Here is an 18,065-nt window from a genome sequence, read left to right on the forward strand (position 1 = left end):
ATGAGTTCGTTATTCGTAGAGGTAAGAACAATAAACCCTAAACTATCGCCATCCTAAATAAATTGTAGAATCTTCTCTTTTTTTATAGATATGCTTTTTCTTCCGACTCAGTTTAAATTAATGAGTAATCAATCAAAAGCAATATGACAACTCCATCTTTAACTCGTATCTTGTTGGTGGAAGATGATCCGGACATTCAGACCGTTGCCTGCTTGGGTTTGAAAGTAGTCGGCGGTTTCACGGTAGAAGTCTGTAGTTCTGGGAGCGAAGCGATTCAGAAAGCACCGATGTTTGCCCCAGATTTGATTTTGCTGGATGTGATGATGCCTGGGATGGATGGGATGACCACCCTAAAGGCACTGCGGGAACTCCCGCAAACTTTAAGCACTCCGGTAATTTTCTTGACAGCCAAAGTGCAAACCCATGAAGTAGCTTATTATAAGCAACTTGGTGTATTGGATGTGATTGCGAAGCCGTTCGATCCCATGACCCTTTCTGCAACTCTCAATCGTATGTGGTTCCAGTACCATGATTGATGCGCTTCAAGATCCGCAAGAACAACTCAATGCCCTACGCCTTGCCTATAGGCAACAACTGCCCAGTCGAATTGAGCAGATTGAAACAATTTGGAATCAGCTGCTGGGAAGCCTTGAGGAAAGAGGGACCGTAGCTGGGGAGTCAGGATGTAGGGGCGGGGAAACCCTGCCTGGAGCAGGAGAGAATCAAGAACATCAACCCCTCAGCACCTCAAAGGTTCAGCCCCTTTCGTCTTCTCAAAATCCGCCTCAGTCCCTGCTAGAAGCCGCTGCCTCACCTTTGGAAACGCTACACCACCTGATGCACCGTTTGGCGGGTTCTAGTGCCACGTTTGGCTTGCTGGGGTTAGGGAATGCGGCGCGAACTTTGGAACTGGTGTTCAAAGCGATTTTGGATAGTGGAAAGTTGCCAACCGCAGAAGAGCAAGCACAAATCTGCGTGCTGGTAGGAGGATTGAAACAGGCGATCGCAGTGGAGGACACTTGTGTACTGGATCTAAACCTCCCCCCATTGCAGTCTCAAGAGCCTTGGACAGAGAATCGGCTGATTTTTTTGGTGGAAGACGATCCGCATCTATCGCAGGATTTGGCGTTGCAAATCAGTTGTTTTGGTTATCAGGTTCGCACTTTTGACAAAATTGCTGAACTGGAGGAGGCGATCGCGCAAACACCACCTGCCGCTGCAATTGTAGATGTTGTTTTCCCCCAAGACAGTCTCGCTGGCCCCAAAACAATTACTGCCATCCAGCAGCACCGAGAGCAACCGCTGCCAGTTTTGTTTATTTCTGCCAGAAACGATCTCATGGCTCGTTTACAGGCGGTGAGAGCGGGTGGAAAGGCGTATTTTCCCAAGCCAATTAATATTGGAGAATTGATTGATGCGCTGGATTTGCTGACAGTGCCGCAAGCACCAGAGCCGTATCGCATTTTAATTGTTGACGATGATGCGCCTTTGGCATCCTTCTATGGTTGGACTTTGGAACAGGCGGGAATGACGGCGCTGGTGGTGACAGATCCGTTGCAGGTGATGCCGCCGTTAATTGAGTTCAGACCGGATCTAATTTTGATGGATATGTATATGCCGGGATGCGATGGAGTGGAACTGGCAGCGGTGATCCGTCAGCAACCGGCTTATGTGGGCATTCCGATTGTGTTTCTGTCGATGGAGACGGATCTGAATAAGCAGCTAGCGGCGATTCAGCTAGGCGGGGATGATTTTTTAACCAAGCCGATTCAGCCAAATCATCTGATTGCGTCGGTGATGCCGCGAGTGCAGCGATCGCGTCTTTTACGTTCGGTGATGGTGCGCGATAGTCTGACTGGGCTGCTCAATCATACGACGATTAAAGAGCAACTCAGTATTGAGGTGCAACGAGGTCGGCGGGAAAAGACGAACCTTGCCTTTGCCATGATTGATATTGATGATTTTAAGTCAGTCAACGATACTTATGGTCATCTCACAGGCGATCGCGTACTGAAAAGTTTATCCCGTCTGTTGCAGCAGCGTTTGCGAAAAACTGATATCACGGGTCGTTATGGCGGGGAAGAGTTTGCGGCTATCCTCCCGAATACAGATGGTGCAACAGCCGTGCAAGTTCTCAACCGAATCCGCGAAGGTTTTGCACAAGTTCGGCAGCAGTCTGACGGCGCTGAGTTTTCGGTTACTTTTAGCTGTGGCATCGCTGTCTTTCCCAACGTAGATGAAGCGACCCAACTCAATGAAGCCGCAGATAAAGCTCTCTATGAAGCCAAACGACGCGGACGCAATCAGGTGGTTCTGTCTACGTGAACAAATCTCTGCGATCAAGAGATTACAACTGCTTTTAACGAACATTAAAGATTTAAAGCGATCGCAAATAGCCAATCCAATAATATTGGCAAGGCTCACCCTACACTGTTATCAGAGCTTTTCCATACAATCTATTAAGTGAGAACAGATGGCTGACATTGTTGATATTGCCGTTGGTGCGGGTTCTTTCAAAACTTTAGTAACTGCTGTCCAAGCGGCAGGGTTGGTGGACACGCTGAAAAGTCCTGGTCCTTTTACTGTCTTTGCACCGAATGATGATGCCTTTGCCAAACTTCCACCCGGAACGATTCAAACCTTGGTGCAAAATATTCCCCAGCTTGCCCGAATTCTCACCTATCATGTCGTTCCTGGCAAGTTAATGAAAGCCGATTTAGAGAAAGTAAGTTCTGTCACCTCAGTTGAAGGTTCACCCATCAGAATTGATTGTTCTGATGGTTTTGAGGTGAAAAATGCTACAGTTCTCGCACCAGATATCGAAGCGGATAATGGCGTGATTCACGTTATCGACACGGTAATTTTAATGGGTTAAATAAAAAAAAGGGAGCGATCGCTCCCTTTTTAAAAACCCTAGTTGAGGTGTGTTGGAGGAATCAAGGAATCGGAGTGCGATCGCTCCTTTTAAAAGCCCGCCTTTTTTCTAGCGAAGCGGCACGTTAGCGCGGGGGTTGGGGGATCTCCTATCGATAATCCGACTGCTGAATATCCCGCAAACGAGCTTCAGGACGCTTAAAGCGATCCATCTGAGCTTCAAAAAACTCCCGATTTGCTTGTAAATGCTTCGGATTGGAGTCATCTAAAGGATAGAGAAGTGCCGTCCGCAATGCTTGGATAACAGCAGAAGTAACGCAGTACATCGAGCGTTGGAAAGTAATCCCTAATTGGATTAACATATCATCTTCACCGCGGCAGTGTTGGCGATAGTAATCCACGAGATAGGGTGGGAGGAAATGCAGCATATCCTGCATTAACAATGTCGGCGGAATGCCAGCAGTTCCCACCGGAAATACATCAGCATAGAGAATTCCATAGTGGAAATCTTTCTGATTTTCCGGAACTTGCTTTGCCTGAGCATTGTAAGATTTTGTACCCCGGAAGGGAGCCGTGCGGTAGAACACAGCTTCCACATACGGTAATGCTGCTTCGTACAGCCATGTGAAACCGCAAGATTTGGGTATAATTTCATACTTTTCACCCCGAATGTAAACGTGATGATAAATTGGACGACCCGCGATCGCAAAAATTCCATTTACCAGAAAATTCATCGCTTCCGGCACACTGGTAATTTTCCCCTCATCGTAGAGGTCGGACATCTCAAAGAAAACTGGAGCCATCACTTCCCAGAACAAGCCTAAATTACTGTAGTAAGACAGTTGGCGCACCTGTTCTAAGAACATATCAGGGAACAGTTTATACAATCCCAGCATCGCCGGATTGCCTTTGAAGTAAGCCTTAATTGCTCTATCTGCATTCGCTTTATATTCATCAGTATCCAGATAGGCATCGAATTTACCCCAGCCCATATCTCTGCCGTGCCAAAGCATTGCTTGCATACAAGCTTCGGCAAATTCCATATTAATTCGGTCATGCCCTAAGTGATGGAATAACTTGGGCATTTTAGAAGTTTCGCCCTTCTCGATAAACTCTAGAAGTTCGGGATGAGCGGTAGCTTCTCCGCGCCAGACCCGCAAATCTGCATCGTCTCCAGCGTAATGATTATGTAACTCTAAATACTCTTTGGGCAAGAAGTATTTAAAGAAGGGAAAGGGATTTAAAAAGACACGCTCAGCAATATACAGCAGGTCGCGCCAGTAGAAATCCATCGGTACTGCATACGCTTTATAAATACCGATAATTTGCATGAGATTTTCCGGCGTATCTGGCAGCATGGCACCACCAGCTTCTAAGCGATGAATAATTTCGGCAAATTCATGGTTAGAAGGAGGTAATTTTGTTGAAGGCTTAGATGGAGTTTGTACCATTTTTAGTTCCTTTTTAGTTCGTTTAGATGAATTACTGAATGTTTTTTGATGAGTCGTTATTTAATTGTGCGGGCAGTGTTTTTGACGTTTTTGACCTTTCCCCCAACCCCTTCCCTGGCTTTTAAGGGTGCTGGGGGCTTAGGTTTCTCATTTTCAGGCTGAGCTTAGATTTAGCTCTATAGAGGTTGCTGGGTTTCGTTCCTCAACCCAGCCTACGGAATTTCATCTGAGGTTTTTCGTTTCCAGGCTGAGCAAAGGAACGAGAGGAATGAAAGTAATTTTCTACTCCTGAACTGAAGGTTGGTAGTTGATAGCAACTTGCTGAGTAGTAGTTGTGGGCATGGTAGCAACCATTGCAGCGGTTGTCGGTTCGCTCCAACGCACCAGCCAATTGGGGAAGATTCCTAAGAAGAAGATTAAGGCTGCTAAAACTAAAGCTGGGGTGCGCTCAACCCATTCAACTTTGGGATAGTAGGCTGCGGCATTGTTCAGTTTGCCAAAACAGGTGCGGTTAATGAGAATCACAAAATAAACTGCCGTTAAACCGCTACAAATTACACAAATCAGGGTTGGAATTGGAAATACGATGAAACTACCTTGCAGCACTAAAAATTCAGCGATAAAGCCTACCATACCGGGGATACCAGCACTCGCCATTCCGCCTAGAACTAGCAAAGCAGTGGTAAGCGGTAAGCCGCGTTGGGGACTCAACAAACCATTCAAGACATCTAAATCGCGGGTGCCAACTTTGCTTTCGATAACGCCCACCAAATGGAAGAGGATGGCTAAGATGATGCCGTGGCTAACCATTTGCAAGACGGCACCGAGTAAACTAAGCGGTGTAGCAGCGGCGGCGGCTAACAGAACATAGCCCATGTGACCGATAGAGCTGTAAGCGACCATGCGTTTGATATCTTTTTGAGCGATCGCACTCAGCGCCCCGTAAGCGGCACTAAACGCTCCGATAATCGCTAACCCTGGTGCCACAATTGTCCAGGTTTCGGGAAACATTCCTAAACCAAACCGTACTAAACCATAGGTTCCTAACTTTGCCAGGATGCCACCTAAAAGAATGGCTACGGGTGGTGAAGCCTCGACATAAGCATCTGGCAACCAAGTATGCAACGGAACTAGGGGAATTTTGATTCCGAAACCCACTACCAGCATTGTTAGCAGGATTAGCTGCGCTTGTAACGGTAAACCTTGAGCAATGTTGGCATTGTAATCAAAATTAGGAGCGTTACCCAGCCAAGTTATACCCAAAAATGCCGCCAGAATTAAAATTCCAGAAAGCGCTGTATAAATGAGAAACTTCATCGCTGCGTAGCCACGCTTTTCAGTTCCGCCCCAGATGGCAATTAACAAGTACAGCGGAATCAGTTCTAGTTCGTAGAACAACACAAACAGCATCAAATTCTGCGACAGGAAGGCACCCGCAATTCCAGCATTGACCAGCAGCACTAAAGAATAGTAAAGCTGAGGACGAGTAATCTGCTTTGAGGTGCTGTAAATAACAATCCATGTCAGCAGGCTATTCAAAGCCAACAGCGGTAAAGACAAACCATCAACACCAAGGCTGTAATTCAATCCCAATTTTTCAATCCAGGGCATAAATTCAGAGAATTGCATCCCGGCATTGTTCAGGTCGAATTGGGTTAAAAGAAATCCTGTCTCTAATAAAATTCCACTGATAATCGCTAATGCAAGTAAACGGAGCTGACTAGCAGATAAGTTAGGTAAGAATCCGACGAGAGCGGCACCTAAAAAGGGTAGCCAAATAAAAGTGCTGAGCATGGTTTGTTATTTGCTGATTCCTGATTGCTGATTTCTGTTGACCGGCTGAATGAGAATCATAGAAACGGCGGTTTGGCTATATAGCAATCCCAATTTATGTAGGAGATATTCTTCTCTCTTTTTTCCCTCCGTTAACACGCGATCGCGCTTCGTTAATCGAAGACATCTCACCACTTAAATAGGATTGCTATAGCTCTACCTAACTCAGTAAGGTGACTTTGCCAGTGTCCAAATCGTAATAACCACCTACAACTTTCAGTTTATTTTCCTGAATTAACTGAGAAATGACAGGAGAGGTTTTCAATTTTTCTACTTGAACCAAAACATTCGCTTTGCTAGCATTCTCTAGCCGATCGCCGGGTTTGCCTTTTGAATTTTCTACACCAGGTTTTATTGCCTCAATTAAGCTACCAATTTGACCGGGCACTTGGGCACCTTTAATGGTGGCATCTACCGCCCCACATCTTTTGTGCCCCATGACCATGATTACCTTGGTTCCTAATATTAAACCCCCAAATTCTAGGCTCCCGGTTTCCTCCGGAGTTGCGATATTTCCTGCCACGCGGCATACAAACAAATCTCCAAATCCCCGGTCAAAGATAATCTCAGAAGGAACCCGCGAATCCGCGCAACTGAGAATCGCCGCAAATGGCTTCTGAGTTTTCGCAACGGCGGTCAAACGTTGAAAATCTCGGTTGATATTTTTAGTTTTTCTGGTAATAAACCGTTGATTCCCCTCCATTAAACTTTGCAGCGCTTGATCGGGGGTCATGTCATTCTCTGCAACGGCTTGGTCGGGGAAAACCAACTTGGTTCCGAGTCCGGCAGTTACGACCCCTGCTCCTACTGCGCCTGCGCTAAATTTCAGCAAATTCCGTCTGGAGAATTGTCCTTTCTGCTTTTTTGAATTCATTGGTTCGTAGCTTCCTTCCTAAGGGTTAAAGACTTGCTCTCTTTGTATTTTGTCATTAGTTATGTATCCTTTGCAATTTAAAAAGGACTAATGACAAAAAGTTCTAAACCAACCGGGTTTTCAGTTAATTTGGTAGGGCAGCGATCGCCCACTCTTGACCTATTGAGCGAGTGCTACAAAGAGTGGTGAAGCGGCATGAAAGAAGCGCCAGTATAATAGCATTCCTAAGACAATTATTCCCATTATTATCGTCATCGCATAAGCTTGGGACTGTCCGGAAGTGCTGTATTTCAAACTTTGTCCGCCGAAAAGGGAAGCAACTCCGACAAAATTAACGAAGCCATCCACTAAGTAGCGGTCAAAGGCAGAGATGAAGCGGGAAACTAAAGCAACGCTGAAAACAATACTCACGCGGTAAATTTTGGCGGTGTAAAAGTCATAAGCCAACAAATCTTGCAGGGGTTTCCAAGGAAGTTGGACGGGTTTTTTCCACATTTTATTCAGATAAATTATCCCGCCAAGGCTGCAACCAAAAATACTAGACCAAATCAACAGCAGCGCCATATCTTTATTGAGAGTTGCCCAACTCGGCAGTAGCGACAAGCTTTGTAACACTAAGGGGAGGTGGAGGGTGAAGGCGGCCAAAACTATCATGGGGAAAGTTAAAGGCCAAAATGCTTCTGGCGATCGTACAGTCATTGGCTTGGGTTCTCCGCCAAAAATCAGCCCAAACACTCTCGTTAAACTGAAGGCTGTCAAACCATTGACCACCAGCAATAACCCGACTAGCCAAGGTTGAGTTGCCCACAAACCATCTGCCAATTTCAGCAATGCCCAGAAGCTGCCTAAAGGCGGAAAAGCGATTAACCCCAGCGTCCCAACCAGAAAGGCTAACCCGGATATGGGACGGCGCGACCATAAACCGCCGAGTTGGGTTAAGTCTTGGGTGATGTTGTTCCAAATAATTCCACCAACACTCATTACCAACAGCGCCATTGCGATCGCATGAGTCAAGATCAACAACAAAGCTGCATCATCTTGTTGAGTGCCTACAGCGATAAATACCAATCCCATGTAGGTGCTGACGGAATAGGACAAAGCGCGTTTGATATCAATTTGCGCGATCGCAATCAAGGAAGCGCCAACCGCCGTCACACCACCGATCGATATCAGCGCCAGCGATACTATCGGAGAAAGCGCTAACACAGGTTGCAACTTAATCAACACCCAGGCACCTGTTGCCACGACGACCGAGTTCCGCAAAATCGTGCTGGGAAGCGGCCCTTCCATTGCCTCATCCAACCACAAATGCAACGGAAATTGAGCGCATTTACCCATCGGGCCAGCAATTAAACCTAAACCTAATAGCGCGGCTAGTGTAGGGTCTAAATCAGCGGTTTTTGCCCATTCTGCTAGATCGTTAAAATTCCAACTTCCTGCCAGGGGATACAAGGCAATGACTGGCATCAGCATGATTAAATCCCCAACCCGCTTGGTTAAGAAAGCATCCCGCGCCCCCGTCACCACTAGCGGCTGGCTAAACCAAAGTCCTACCAGCAAATAAGTCCCCAAGGTGAGGATTTCCAGGATTACATAGCTAAAGAACAAGGAGTTGCACAAAGCTAAAGCACACATCCCTGCCTCAAAAAGCCCCAGCAAGGCATAAAAGCGTGCCCAGCCCCAGTCCATCTCCATGTAGCCGATCGCGTATATCTGGGCTAGCAGGTTTAACCCGGTTACTAAAGCGATCGCTGCAACGTTAATTACTGAGATTTCTAGGGGGAAATTTAAATCCAAACCCGCTGCCGACAGCCATGTAAACGTTATTTCTTGAGACGGCTGGTTCCAAATCGCTTGCAGAGTCACTAAGCTATGAACGAATGCCAAAAAGGTCATCAGCAAGTTAATGTAACCAGCGGGGCGCGGCCCTGTGCGGCGGATGACACCGGGCGACCATAATAGCCCGGAAATAGCACCAATTAAGGCATAGCAAGGGACTAACCAAATAGTATCGATGAGAGCCTGAACCACTGAATTCCCTCCAAACTTGCAGCAAAGCTAGGGTTGCTTTCAGCCAACCCGTAATTTCCCTAACCAACCTATGCAGTAAGGCGAATGCCGAATTAATAATTTCTTAAGCGTTCTGCTTATCTTAATGGTTCAAGTAACCAAAAGGGAATAATTGATTTAAAGAATTAAGCGATAAATCATCTAAAAAAAACTTATATAACTCTTTGCTATCATAGGTTTTTATGCCTAGAGCAGTTGTCATCAAGAATTTATATGGTACTGATAGATAAATGTCTATAGGTAAAAATATTTTTTAACAAATAAGTTTTTTGATTTTTAAGTGTATTTTAGAAATTACCATCAAGGCTTTATATGGCATCTATAGATAAACATCTATAAGCAATTCTACTTAGGCTACTATAACAGTTCTATTTGAGTTGAAGGCAAGATATCCAATTTCGAGAGAGAAATTGGATATCTTGCCTTCACGAATCAAAGAGAACGCTCCAGAGACACAAGGGAGAGAGTTTTACAATCCATTTAGGATTGGTATCGGTGGGATGCAAGGATGTTGGATGATGCAAAGTGTTTAGCGAATCCAATGAAGACTATCCTGAAGCATCTTTACAGGCGATAGGATTTTGTTATGGCAGAACACAACCCGTCTGCGATTCATTTCAGTGCCCTACCTGTTACGAGCGCCGATGTGGAAGCTGCGGCGGTGCGGTTGGCTGGAATTGCCCGTTGCACGCCGGTTTTGACCTCCAGAACGGTCAACGAGCGCACCAATGCTCAAGTATTCTTGAAGTGCGAAAACTTTCAACGCACGGGTTCGTTTAAGTTTCGGGGTGCTTACAATGCACTGGCACAGCTATCTGAAGAACAAGCATCACGCGGGGTTCTGACGTATTCATCAGGGAATCATGCTCAAGCGATCGCACTCTCCGGACAATTGCTGGGCATCCACACCACGATTATCATGCCGGATGATGCCCCAGGCGTGAAGCAAGCGGCAACTCGTGGTTATGGTGCTGAGGTGATTTTGTACAATCGTCAGGAAACCACGCGGGAAGCTTTGGCGCAAAGTCTGGTAGATCGGCGCGGTTTAACTTTAATTCCCCCTTACGATCATCCTCATGTCATCGCCGGACAAGGTACATCTGCTTTAGAACTCTTTCAAGAAGTCGGTTCCCTCAATTTACTTCTCGTTTGCTGCGGAGGCGGTGGTTTACTATCAGGATGCGCCCTCGCTGCCAAAACCCTTTCACCGAATTGCCGAGTGATTGGGGTAGAACCAGAACGCGCCGACGATGCGACACGCTCTTTTCACAGTAAAACGCTGCATACTACGAACAATCCTGACACGATTGCTGATGGGGCACGCACTCCTTGCCTGGGAAACATCACCTTCCCACTCGTATTGCACTACGTCGATGATATGGTGACGGTATCGGAAGAAGCCATCCGCACCACGATGTTTTTCTTGTGGGAACGTCTGAAAATCGTAGTGGAACCGACGGGTGCCTTAGCCGCCGCCGCTTTGCTGTCGGGAGTCGTGAAAGAACCGGGTGCCCGAATTGGGGTGATGATTACCGGGGGGAATGTAGATATTCGGCAAATCTGTAAATTGTGAATGCGATCGCTTAACCTGGTACAACTCTAAATTGGCTATCATCGCATGAGAACGATTTTCAGGCACAATCATGAGTGGATCTGCGTTTACAGTTCCAGAAAAAGTAAGCTTTGAGAGTGCGATCGCGCTGACTCAATCTTTGCTTTCCCAGATGCAAGCGGGGGAATTATCCGAAGCAGAAATAGAAACAGCCATTGCAGAATTAGTGAAAACTGAAAATGGTGCGAGAGGCTTTTTCGTCACCTACCTGACATCAGAGGGGACAATCGCAGATAATCCCTCTGCTGCTGTTATACGGGCATTGCAGTCAAATCCAGACACCGTTTCAGAATTATTAGTCAAAAATGTAGCCATGTCTGCGGTGATGGCAGTTGCCCATCATCGCAATGGTAACGAAGAGATGGCGCAATCATCCCAAAGAGTGCGATCGCGTACCACTCGAATTATCGAACAGGTGGAACTTCCTTCTGTCTACGAAGTGTCTCAAAAGTTATTGGAAAGTGCCGTTACTGGCGAAGGTAGCTACAAAGCATTTTTAGAACGCCGCGGTTACGATTCCGAACAACGACAGGTGCTCTCTGAAGCATTAGAACAACTTATCAAGCGTAATGGTTAATCGTCAGTAGTCCTTAATCCTTGGTTTGTTGCTAGTGACCAATTACCAATCACCAATTACCAATTACCAATTACCAATTACCAACAACTATGGTAAATTCCCCTACTCAGTTTTCTGATATTCAAACTCATTGGGCACGCTTATTCATTCAAGCTTTAGCCCAGCGTCGCATTATTAACGGATTTCCAGATGGGACTTTTCGCCCAAATCAATCCATCACCCGCACTGAATTTGCAGCCCTAATTGCCACAGCATTTTCCAGACCTGTAAAACGACAGTATGTCCCCTTTATTGATGTTCCTTCTACTTTCTGGGCGGCGAGTGCGATTAAAAAAGCTTACGAAACACTATTTATTAGTGGTTTTCCCGATAACAGCTTCCGTCCAGCAGAGAGGATTACCCGAACGCAAGTTTTGGTTTCTCTAGTCAGCGGCTTGCAAATTGCTGCAAACGTAAAATCTGATTTAAAAACGGCACTTCCACAGATATATCAAGATGCCGCTGGAATTCCTAGCTATGCCACCGACGACATCGCAGTCGCGACGAAAGCAGGGCTGGTAGCGAACTACCCGAATGTAAAATTATTCAATCCCAATCTGGCAGCGACTCGTGGCGATGTTGCGGCTTTTATTTATCAAGCTTTAGTGTATCTCGACGAAGCTTCTCGGATTGAATCTCCCTACCTCGTAGTGCCTCCAAAAACCATTCCACCTAGTCAGACTCCAACCGTCAAAGTCAGCCATCAACGGGAGTTTCGGGGTGCGTGGGTGACAACGGTGTGGAACAGTGATTGGCCTTCCAAACCGGGACTAACGGCTGCACAACAGCAAGCCGAACTTATCGGTATCCTTGACCGGATGCAAGCGATGAAAATGAATGCGCTGGTCTTGCAGGTACGACCGGAAGGGGATGCCTTTTATGCTTCGCAATTAGAACCTTGGAGTTATTGGCTGACTGGAAGCCAGGGAAAAGCACCAGAGCCATTTTACGATCCGCTAGAGTATGCGATCGCCCAATGCCACAAGCGCAATATTGAACTTCATGCTTGGTTCAACCCTTACCGCGCCAGAGTCTCTATTAACAACTCCTCACCAGCCCGTCCTCACATCGCCGTCACTAACCCCGAAGCAGTTTATGTATGGGGTAATCAGATGTGGATGGACCCCGGATTGAAAGTGGTTCAGGACAGGGCATACAACGTCATTCTTGATGTGGTGCGTCGCTATGACGTGGATGGTATCCATTTAGATGACTATTTCTATCCCTATCCCATCGAAGGCAAATCTTTTCCCGACAATAAAACCTACGCCGCTTATACGGCGGCTGGCGGGAAACTTTCTTTAGGTGAGTGGCGGCGGGACAATGTAAATCAAATGGTTCAGCGCCTATCGCGGGGAATTCAGGCAACCAAGCCACACGTCAAGTTTGGCATTAGTCCTTTTGGCATTTATCGTCCCGGACAACCATCTCAAATTCGGGGACTAGATGCCTACAGCGTACTTTATGCCGATTCCAAAAAATGGCTAGAGCAAGGCTGGGTTGATTATCTCGCCCCGCAACTCTACTGGCGCATCGACCAAACTGCACAAAGTTACCCCGTATTGCTGAAGTGGTGGACGGAGAATAACCCTAAAGATCGACATATTTACGCCGGTAATAATTTAGGACAGTTGGATGGCAAGGCTTGGACGCTTGCGGAGATAGAAAAGCAAGTTGACATTACTCGCAACTTGAGCGGGAATTTGTCTTTAGGGAATATCTTTTTCAGTATGGAAGCCTTCGTTGAAAATCGTCAGGGCATCTATGAGAAATTCAAAACCTCGACTTATACCAAACCCGCACTAGCACCCGCGATGTCGTGGCGAAATACGACACCACCCCCGCCCCCAACAGCACTGGGGTTGAGAAATGGCAAGCTGACATGGAATCTTGCTAGTACTCCCGATATTCGTTCTTGGACGCTTTATAAGCAAACTGGTACAACTTGGACGCTGCAAAGAATCCTTTCAAGAGAGACAACGTTTGCCACCGTTGAGCCGGGAACTTATGCTGTGTGCGCGGTAGATAAGATGGCAAATGAAAGTGGGGGAGTCGTCGTCACCGTCTAACTTGTCATCGTCTAGGTATCCGTGGAAAGCACTTTTTTGAACCATAAAGACACTAAGGGAAATAACAGGGAAGTAACTTTGTGTTTCCTTAGTGCCTTTGTGGTTAATCCGGGGTGTTTTAAACCACCCAACTCAATAAGTTTGTGTTTCCAGTCCTTATAAGTCTAAAGACTCGGTTTTAGAGTTCAGGCGCTTGGAGATTTGGCTAATTATCCCACTCAAAATTGCCCCTCCCATGAGAACTCCAAGCGCTGGGGTAAACAAGGGTTGCCAGAGTTTGTACCACAAATCGAGACCGAGGGGAATGCCGACCGAGTGACCGACAACAGCGATCGCTAGCCACCCAAAACTGAGCAAAACTAGGAACACATCTGCGACTAAAATCAGATTGAGCCAATTGAGGAGTTTATCTTTCATCAGAGTTCTTCAAATTTGTCCGAAAATTTTCGTTTAACAACGTTTGTTTGAGGTTGTTCATCCGCATCTGAAACATTGTCTCTAAACCCCAGCGGATCGCGGTACTGTCCAGAAACGGGTTCAGCTCAAAATTAATGACATCAACTAGGCGTGTCTCTGTGTCAGAAATGGGAATGAACTGATGGATATGTTCCCAGAATTGGAACGGGCCGCGCAATTGTTTATCAATAAATCTTCTCGGAGGTTCCCAGCGAGTAATTTGCACTTGCCAGTCGATTCCTATCTGCTCGAAAAGTTCTACCCGGATTGTAAAGCGCGTCCCTAAACCACAAATAATGTTTGAATCCAATACCCTGACAACTGGAAACGGTAGAGAGATGCGTTCTAGCAGATGTACATCCTCGTGAGCTTCCCAGACGGTTTCGATGGGGAGGGAGACGGTTTCGCTAACCTCAAAGTGTTCCAATTCTCTTCACCACCCAAGTCATTTGCTCGTTGGTAAATTTTTTTTTGCAATTGACGCTTCGGAATCTGCTTGCTTTGAAATTTTATCAATTACAAGACGTTTTTGATGATTTTTACTAGAAAATTAAAATTAAAGAGATTTTTTTAAGGGTTTATATTACTCTGGGAATTTCTTAAGTTGAATATCGAATCGCTTCCTATACAGCCTGAGTGCGGATTGTGGAATCGCACTCAGGCTAACAGATGAAGCCTACAGGCTTCAGGAGGCTACGGTTGAATTAGACTTTCAGCACCCAGTCTTTGCGAGTATCGGCACTGACGAAGGATGCGGGAACGATCTCGATATCAACGCCCAGTGACTTGAAAGCGGCGCGAATTGCCGTTGCGTGGGCAGATTCATCGGAACCAATGCTTGCGCCTGCGGTAATTAAGGCGGGGGTTTTGAGCTTCGCAATTTCTCTGGTATAAGCGATCGCTGCGTCAGTCTCCAGAGCGAGTGCTAGCTTGGCAATATTCACATCTGAGTCGATGTTGCCTTCTCCTGCCTTGATGTAGGACGAGAGATCGTAGCTAGATTTTGCCGTCACCGGGGTAGCTCCCAAACTTTTCACCACCGATGCCAGAGTATCCCGATGCGTCTTATGATCGGCTTGGTTGCGGAGTGCCAACGCCAAAACAGCTTTGCCTACATCGGTGTCACTCAGCTTTGTTGCCGCAAAACCATACGCCCAAATCGCTTGATGCTCGAAAAACAAAGCTTTATTGAGGATGGCAGCATCATTTCTTTTATCCTCTCTAGAGGCAGCACTGGCACCGTCTGCGATCGCGGTCAGCCCTAAAGCACTCGCTACGCCAGTCACAGTCCCCGCCACCATAATCCCACGCCGTGAGAATGTTTTGCTGGGACGTAAGAATCTTTTGGCGAAGGTGGTTTCCCTCTCCATGTTGGTGTCTCCTCTTTCATAAATTCAGTAACTTACAGTTAATACGCGCACCTCATCTGGTTGGATTTCAGTAGGATTACGAGTGAGGAAATTATTTACAGGACTTACACACTGAAAGCTTGAAACCTAGATCCCCACTCACCCCCAATTTATCGGGGAGTTAGTGGGAACTCTGCGTCAGTCCTAACTTAAAAGCTTTCAAAATTTGAGAAGGGACTAATTCTTCTGGAAAGTTGTTCGATGTGCATACCGGAAGAAAGGTGGAGTACCAGTCAAACGAGAAAGTTTGGGAGACGGTGAGCTTGACTGAGCCTCAACACCGGGTATAACCAGTCGTGTATAACAAGTAGTGGGATTGCTAATCAGCTACTCTCTCATAGATTTCGTATGCAGGCGGTCGTTCAACCCCAACCTGAAGGGTCTAGCGGTAATTTCAAAATTGTGGAAACAACTGAATGATTACCATCTTCTATTCAGATAAATTTCTTCAGCATGAAACAGGATATATGCATCCTGATCAGCCGGAGCGACTCACTGCTATTGTCGATAAATTGCGAAGCTCAACTATAGCCGATAAAATCCGATGGCTGAGTCCTTCTAACTCAAGAAATGCGATCGCAGCGATCGAACAAATTCATTCCTCTGATTATATTCAGGAAGTTCGTACTTATTCTGAGCGGGGTTGGGGGTGTTTTGAATCAACTCAAATCTCGCCGCAAAGCTTTGAGGTTGCTTGCCTTGCAGTCAGTGCTTGGTTAGATGGTATTGATGTGGTTTCGCAGTTAAAACGTCCAGCTTTTGTTCTGGCAAGACCACCTGGACATCATGCCCTCAAAGATGAAGGAATGGGTTTTTGTATTTTCTGCAATGCAGCGATCGCTGCCATTTACGCTCAATCCATCGGAATTCAGCGAGTTGGAATTCTTGATTGGGATGTACATCACGGGAATGGAACCCAAACAGCCGTAGAAAATATTTCCAACATGGCTTTTTGTTCCATTCATCAATCACCTGGCTATCCCCGTACTGGAACGCCTGAGGAACGGGGTAAGTATAACAATGTGTTGAATCTTCCGATTGCTCCAGGCAGTAATATACAGGATTACTGTAAGTTATTCGAGGATAGAGTCATTCCCTTTTTTAAAGATTTTTGTCCGGATATCTTAATCATCAGCGCTGGGTATGATGCGAATCAAACAGACTTACTTTCTAAAATCAATTTACAGCCCCAAGATTACAGCATCATCACTGATTATTGTTTAGAGATTACACCCAAAATATTATTTGGTTTAGAAGGAGGCTATGAATTGGAGAGCCTTTCTTCATCAGTACTTGAGACTGTTAAACGATGCGTAGACGCATTTGTATGATGACCTCCAATGGGCGGGGCTAATGGCTCAAAATTTGGAATTGCTCGGAATTGATCCGCCCCGCCTCGTACAGCGTTTCGGCAACTTCCCCCATCCTCAGCACAGAATGACCCCGATAGCCGTTTTCCTGAAGCCGATCTTTGACTCCTTTTTCATGGTCGATCAACACCACAATATCTTCGACATTTAATCCAGCATCTTTGAGTTTCATTGCCCCTTGCATAGCGCTCTTGCCGCTGATGAGAATATCATCGACAACGACAATGGTTTCTCCCGGTTGGAAATGACCCTCGATGACTCGTTGGGTGCCGTGAGATTTTACCTCCTTGCGCGGAAAAATCATCGGACGGTCTAGGCGCAGCGCTAACCCTGTAGCGGTGGGTAAGGAACCGTAAGGGATTCCAGCTATTCGGTCAAAGTGCAAATTTTTGAGAATCTCGGCGTAAGCACTCAAGATTTGATGGAAGATTTGCGGTTGGGAGATGATGACGCGCAGGTCGATGTAGTAGGGAAAAATCGCTCCAGAGGCTTGCACGCGATCGCCAAACATAATGCAACCCAAGTCGTAAAGTTGCAAAATCAAATCTCGGTTGGGAGAATGTTGCAAGAAGCAGACATCCGGAAGCCACAAGTCACAGGTGGGGCTTTCCTGGACAATTCTGAGCCGTTCTTCATTAACACTGTCGCGTAAGGCTTGGACAGCCTCACCGGGGTGTTCGGTAGTTAATAAATCTAGGGAGACTGGCAGGAGTAGCCCTTCTCCATAGCTATTTAAGCCAGCCGCTAGAATTTCACTTAAGTTTTGGTTTTCTGACCATCCCTGCACGAATATGAGGCGTTCTGGTGCAATATTGCGGATGCGAGTCAGAATTTCTGGCATTGCAGCGCCCACTTCTAGCCCTAGTTGTTCTTGGGTGCCCCAAGTTTGCGCTTCTTTTATCAAATGGATGTAAAAGGGTAGCCCGGTGTCTGGATATTCTTGCAACACGGCGGCTGATGGGTTGTCAGTGGTACATAGCACAAAGACGGCTTTGCTCGGATAGACCAAAAAGGGAGCCGCTAAGTCAAGTCCTGGGTAAGGACTCAAGGTGACAGCATCGACCTTCCAGTGTTCAAAGACGGTTTGAGCAAAGAGGGTGCTGGTGTTGAGGTCGCCGTGTTTGGCGTCTAAAATCACTGGAATATCGGCGGGGATAGCTGCTAGGGTTTGCTGAAGCAGTTCTAAACCTGTTGCCCCCAGCGCTTGATAAAAGCCGAGCGTGAGTTTATAGGCGCAGACTAAATTGGCGGTTTCGGCAATGACAAATTGTAGCTGGTCGCCTACAAGAGTGCGAGCGACCGAAGGGAGAATGGCACTAGCCTCATCGCGCTTTTCTAGATTCTCTATATCTGGGTCGAGTCTTGCGTACAGTAAGCTTTGATTGCGCTCGATTGCTTTAAGTAGCTTATCGAAGAAGTTCATAGGTGTTT

15 protein-coding genes are annotated in these 18,065 nt (G+C 46.4%); 7 read left to right on the forward strand and 8 right to left on the reverse strand.

Annotated features, from left to right (window positions below):
• Positions 1 to 143 precede the first annotated feature (143 nt).
• The 3 genes from NDI33_RS12565 to NDI33_RS12575 all read left to right on the forward strand — a co-directional run bounded on the left by NDI33_RS12565 (position 144) and on the right by NDI33_RS12575 (position 2,875).
• Entirely contained in the window at positions 144 to 536 is a 393-nt protein-coding gene (locus NDI33_RS12565; RefSeq protein WP_190674973.1) for a response regulator, read from the forward strand.
• Entirely contained in the window at positions 529 to 2,325 is a 1,797-nt protein-coding gene (locus NDI33_RS12570; RefSeq protein WP_190411547.1) for a diguanylate cyclase, read from the forward strand. The genes NDI33_RS12565 and NDI33_RS12570 overlap by 8 nt, the downstream gene beginning before the upstream one ends.
• 148 nt (positions 2,326 to 2,473) lie before the next feature.
• On the forward strand, positions 2,474 to 2,875 hold the full coding sequence (locus NDI33_RS12575; RefSeq protein ID WP_190411546.1) for a fasciclin domain-containing protein: 402 nt from the start codon (positions 2,474 to 2,476) through the stop codon (positions 2,873 to 2,875).
• A gap of 148 nt (positions 2,876 to 3,023) precedes the next feature.
• Here the strand turns inward: NDI33_RS12575 and NDI33_RS12580 are convergent, their stop codons facing one another.
• The 4 genes from NDI33_RS12580 to NDI33_RS12595 form a co-directional block, all read right to left on the reverse strand.
• The gene (locus NDI33_RS12580; RefSeq protein ID WP_190674975.1) at positions 3,024 to 4,325 is read right to left on the reverse strand and encodes a CO2 hydration protein; all 1,302 of its coding nucleotides are present in this window, start codon (positions 4,323 to 4,325) and stop codon (positions 3,024 to 3,026) included.
• A 282-nt stretch (positions 4,326 to 4,607) separates the two neighbouring features.
• Entirely contained in the window at positions 4,608 to 6,119 is a 1,512-nt protein-coding gene (locus NDI33_RS12585; RefSeq protein WP_190411544.1) for an NADH-quinone oxidoreductase subunit M, read from the reverse strand.
• 199 nt (positions 6,120 to 6,318) lie between these two features.
• Positions 6,319 to 7,032, reverse strand: a complete 714-nt coding sequence (locus tag NDI33_RS12590) for a carbonic anhydrase (RefSeq protein WP_190426520.1) — start codon at positions 7,030 to 7,032, stop codon at positions 6,319 to 6,321.
• A gap of 159 nt (positions 7,033 to 7,191) precedes the next feature.
• Positions 7,192 to 9,063 (reverse strand): NAD(P)H-quinone oxidoreductase subunit F, encoded by a 1,872-nt coding sequence (locus tag NDI33_RS12595; RefSeq protein ID WP_190674978.1) that lies wholly within the window; start codon positions 9,061 to 9,063, stop codon positions 7,192 to 7,194.
• Between the two features lie 625 nt (positions 9,064 to 9,688).
• On the opposite strand from NDI33_RS12595, the gene NDI33_RS12600 reads away from it, so the two are divergent.
• From NDI33_RS12600 to NDI33_RS12610, 3 genes are all read left to right on the forward strand, one after another.
• A complete protein-coding gene (locus NDI33_RS12600; protein WP_190674981.1) occupies positions 9,689 to 10,675 on the forward strand; it encodes a threo-3-hydroxy-L-aspartate ammonia-lyase in 987 nt (328 codons plus the stop codon).
• A 70-nt stretch (positions 10,676 to 10,745) separates the two neighbouring features.
• A complete protein-coding gene (locus NDI33_RS12605; protein WP_190674984.1) occupies positions 10,746 to 11,291 on the forward strand; it encodes a hypothetical protein in 546 nt (181 codons plus the stop codon).
• An 89-nt stretch (positions 11,292 to 11,380) separates the two neighbouring features.
• A complete protein-coding gene (locus tag NDI33_RS12610) occupies positions 11,381 to 13,399 on the forward strand; it encodes a family 10 glycosylhydrolase (protein ID WP_190674987.1) in 2,019 nt (672 codons plus the stop codon).
• 156 nt (positions 13,400 to 13,555) lie between these two features.
• On the opposite strand, the gene NDI33_RS12615 is transcribed toward NDI33_RS12610, so the two are convergent.
• The 3 genes from NDI33_RS12615 to NDI33_RS12625 all read right to left on the reverse strand — a co-directional run bounded on the left by NDI33_RS12615 (position 13,556) and on the right by NDI33_RS12625 (position 15,225).
• On the reverse strand, positions 13,556 to 13,816 hold the full coding sequence (locus NDI33_RS12615) for a hypothetical protein (protein ID WP_190411538.1): 261 nt from the start codon (positions 13,814 to 13,816) through the stop codon (positions 13,556 to 13,558).
• The gene (locus NDI33_RS12620) at positions 13,806 to 14,282 is read right to left on the reverse strand and encodes an SRPBCC family protein (protein ID WP_190674989.1); all 477 of its coding nucleotides are present in this window, start codon (positions 14,280 to 14,282) and stop codon (positions 13,806 to 13,808) included. Before NDI33_RS12620 ends, NDI33_RS12615 begins: the two co-directional genes overlap by 11 nt.
• A 277-nt stretch (positions 14,283 to 14,559) precedes the next feature.
• Positions 14,560 to 15,225: a ferritin-like domain-containing protein gene (locus NDI33_RS12625; protein ID WP_190532022.1), complete on the reverse strand. Its 666-nt coding sequence runs from the start codon at positions 15,223 to 15,225 to the stop codon at positions 14,560 to 14,562.
• A 506-nt stretch (positions 15,226 to 15,731) separates the two neighbouring features.
• On the opposite strand from NDI33_RS12625, the gene NDI33_RS12630 reads away from it, so the two are divergent.
• On the forward strand, positions 15,732 to 16,595 hold the full coding sequence (locus tag NDI33_RS12630) for a histone deacetylase (RefSeq protein WP_347275875.1): 864 nt from the start codon (positions 15,732 to 15,734) through the stop codon (positions 16,593 to 16,595).
• 19 nt (positions 16,596 to 16,614) lie between these two features.
• Here NDI33_RS12630 and NDI33_RS12635 read toward each other — a convergent pair whose 3' ends face one another.
• Positions 16,615 to 18,057, reverse strand: a complete 1,443-nt coding sequence (locus NDI33_RS12635) for a bifunctional orotidine-5'-phosphate decarboxylase/orotate phosphoribosyltransferase (RefSeq protein WP_190674995.1) — start codon at positions 18,055 to 18,057, stop codon at positions 16,615 to 16,617.
• Positions 18,058 to 18,065: the final 8 nt, after the last annotated feature.

This window comes from Trichocoleus sp. DQ-A1, assembly GCF_039961955.1.
Classification (GTDB): Bacteria; Cyanobacteriota; Cyanobacteriia; order Cyanobacteriales; family FACHB-T130; genus FACHB-T130.

Bases quoted from the DNA above. Each gene is read 5' to 3' on its own strand.
- NDI33_RS12565 (WP_190674973.1), top strand. From the start codon at position 144: ATGACAACTCCATCTTTAACTCGTATCTTGTTGGTGGAAGATGATCCG.
- NDI33_RS12570 (WP_190411547.1), top strand. From the start codon at position 529: ATGATTGATGCGCTTCAAGATCCGCAAGAACAACTCAATGCCCTACGC.
- NDI33_RS12575 (WP_190411546.1), top strand. From the start codon at position 2,474: ATGGCTGACATTGTTGATATTGCCGTTGGTGCGGGTTCTTTCAAAACT.
- NDI33_RS12580 (WP_190674975.1), bottom strand. From the start codon at position 4,325: ATGGTACAAACTCCATCTAAGCCTTCAACAAAATTACCTCCTTCTAAC.
- NDI33_RS12585 (WP_190411544.1), bottom strand. From the start codon at position 6,119: ATGCTCAGCACTTTTATTTGGCTACCCTTTTTAGGTGCCGCTCTCGTC.
- NDI33_RS12590 (WP_190426520.1), bottom strand. From the start codon at position 7,032: ATGAATTCAAAAAAGCAGAAAGGACAATTCTCCAGACGGAATTTGCTG.
- NDI33_RS12600 (WP_190674981.1), top strand. From the start codon at position 9,689: ATGGCAGAACACAACCCGTCTGCGATTCATTTCAGTGCCCTACCTGTT.
- NDI33_RS12605 (WP_190674984.1), top strand. From the start codon at position 10,746: ATGAGTGGATCTGCGTTTACAGTTCCAGAAAAAGTAAGCTTTGAGAGT.
- NDI33_RS12610 (WP_190674987.1), top strand. From the start codon at position 11,381: ATGGTAAATTCCCCTACTCAGTTTTCTGATATTCAAACTCATTGGGCA.
- NDI33_RS12615 (WP_190411538.1), bottom strand. From the start codon at position 13,816: ATGAAAGATAAACTCCTCAATTGGCTCAATCTGATTTTAGTCGCAGAT.
- NDI33_RS12625 (WP_190532022.1), bottom strand. From the start codon at position 15,225: ATGGAGAGGGAAACCACCTTCGCCAAAAGATTCTTACGTCCCAGCAAA.
- NDI33_RS12630 (WP_347275875.1), top strand. From the start codon at position 15,732: ATGCATCCTGATCAGCCGGAGCGACTCACTGCTATTGTCGATAAATTG.
- NDI33_RS12635 (WP_190674995.1), bottom strand. From the start codon at position 18,057: ATGAACTTCTTCGATAAGCTACTTAAAGCAATCGAGCGCAATCAAAGC.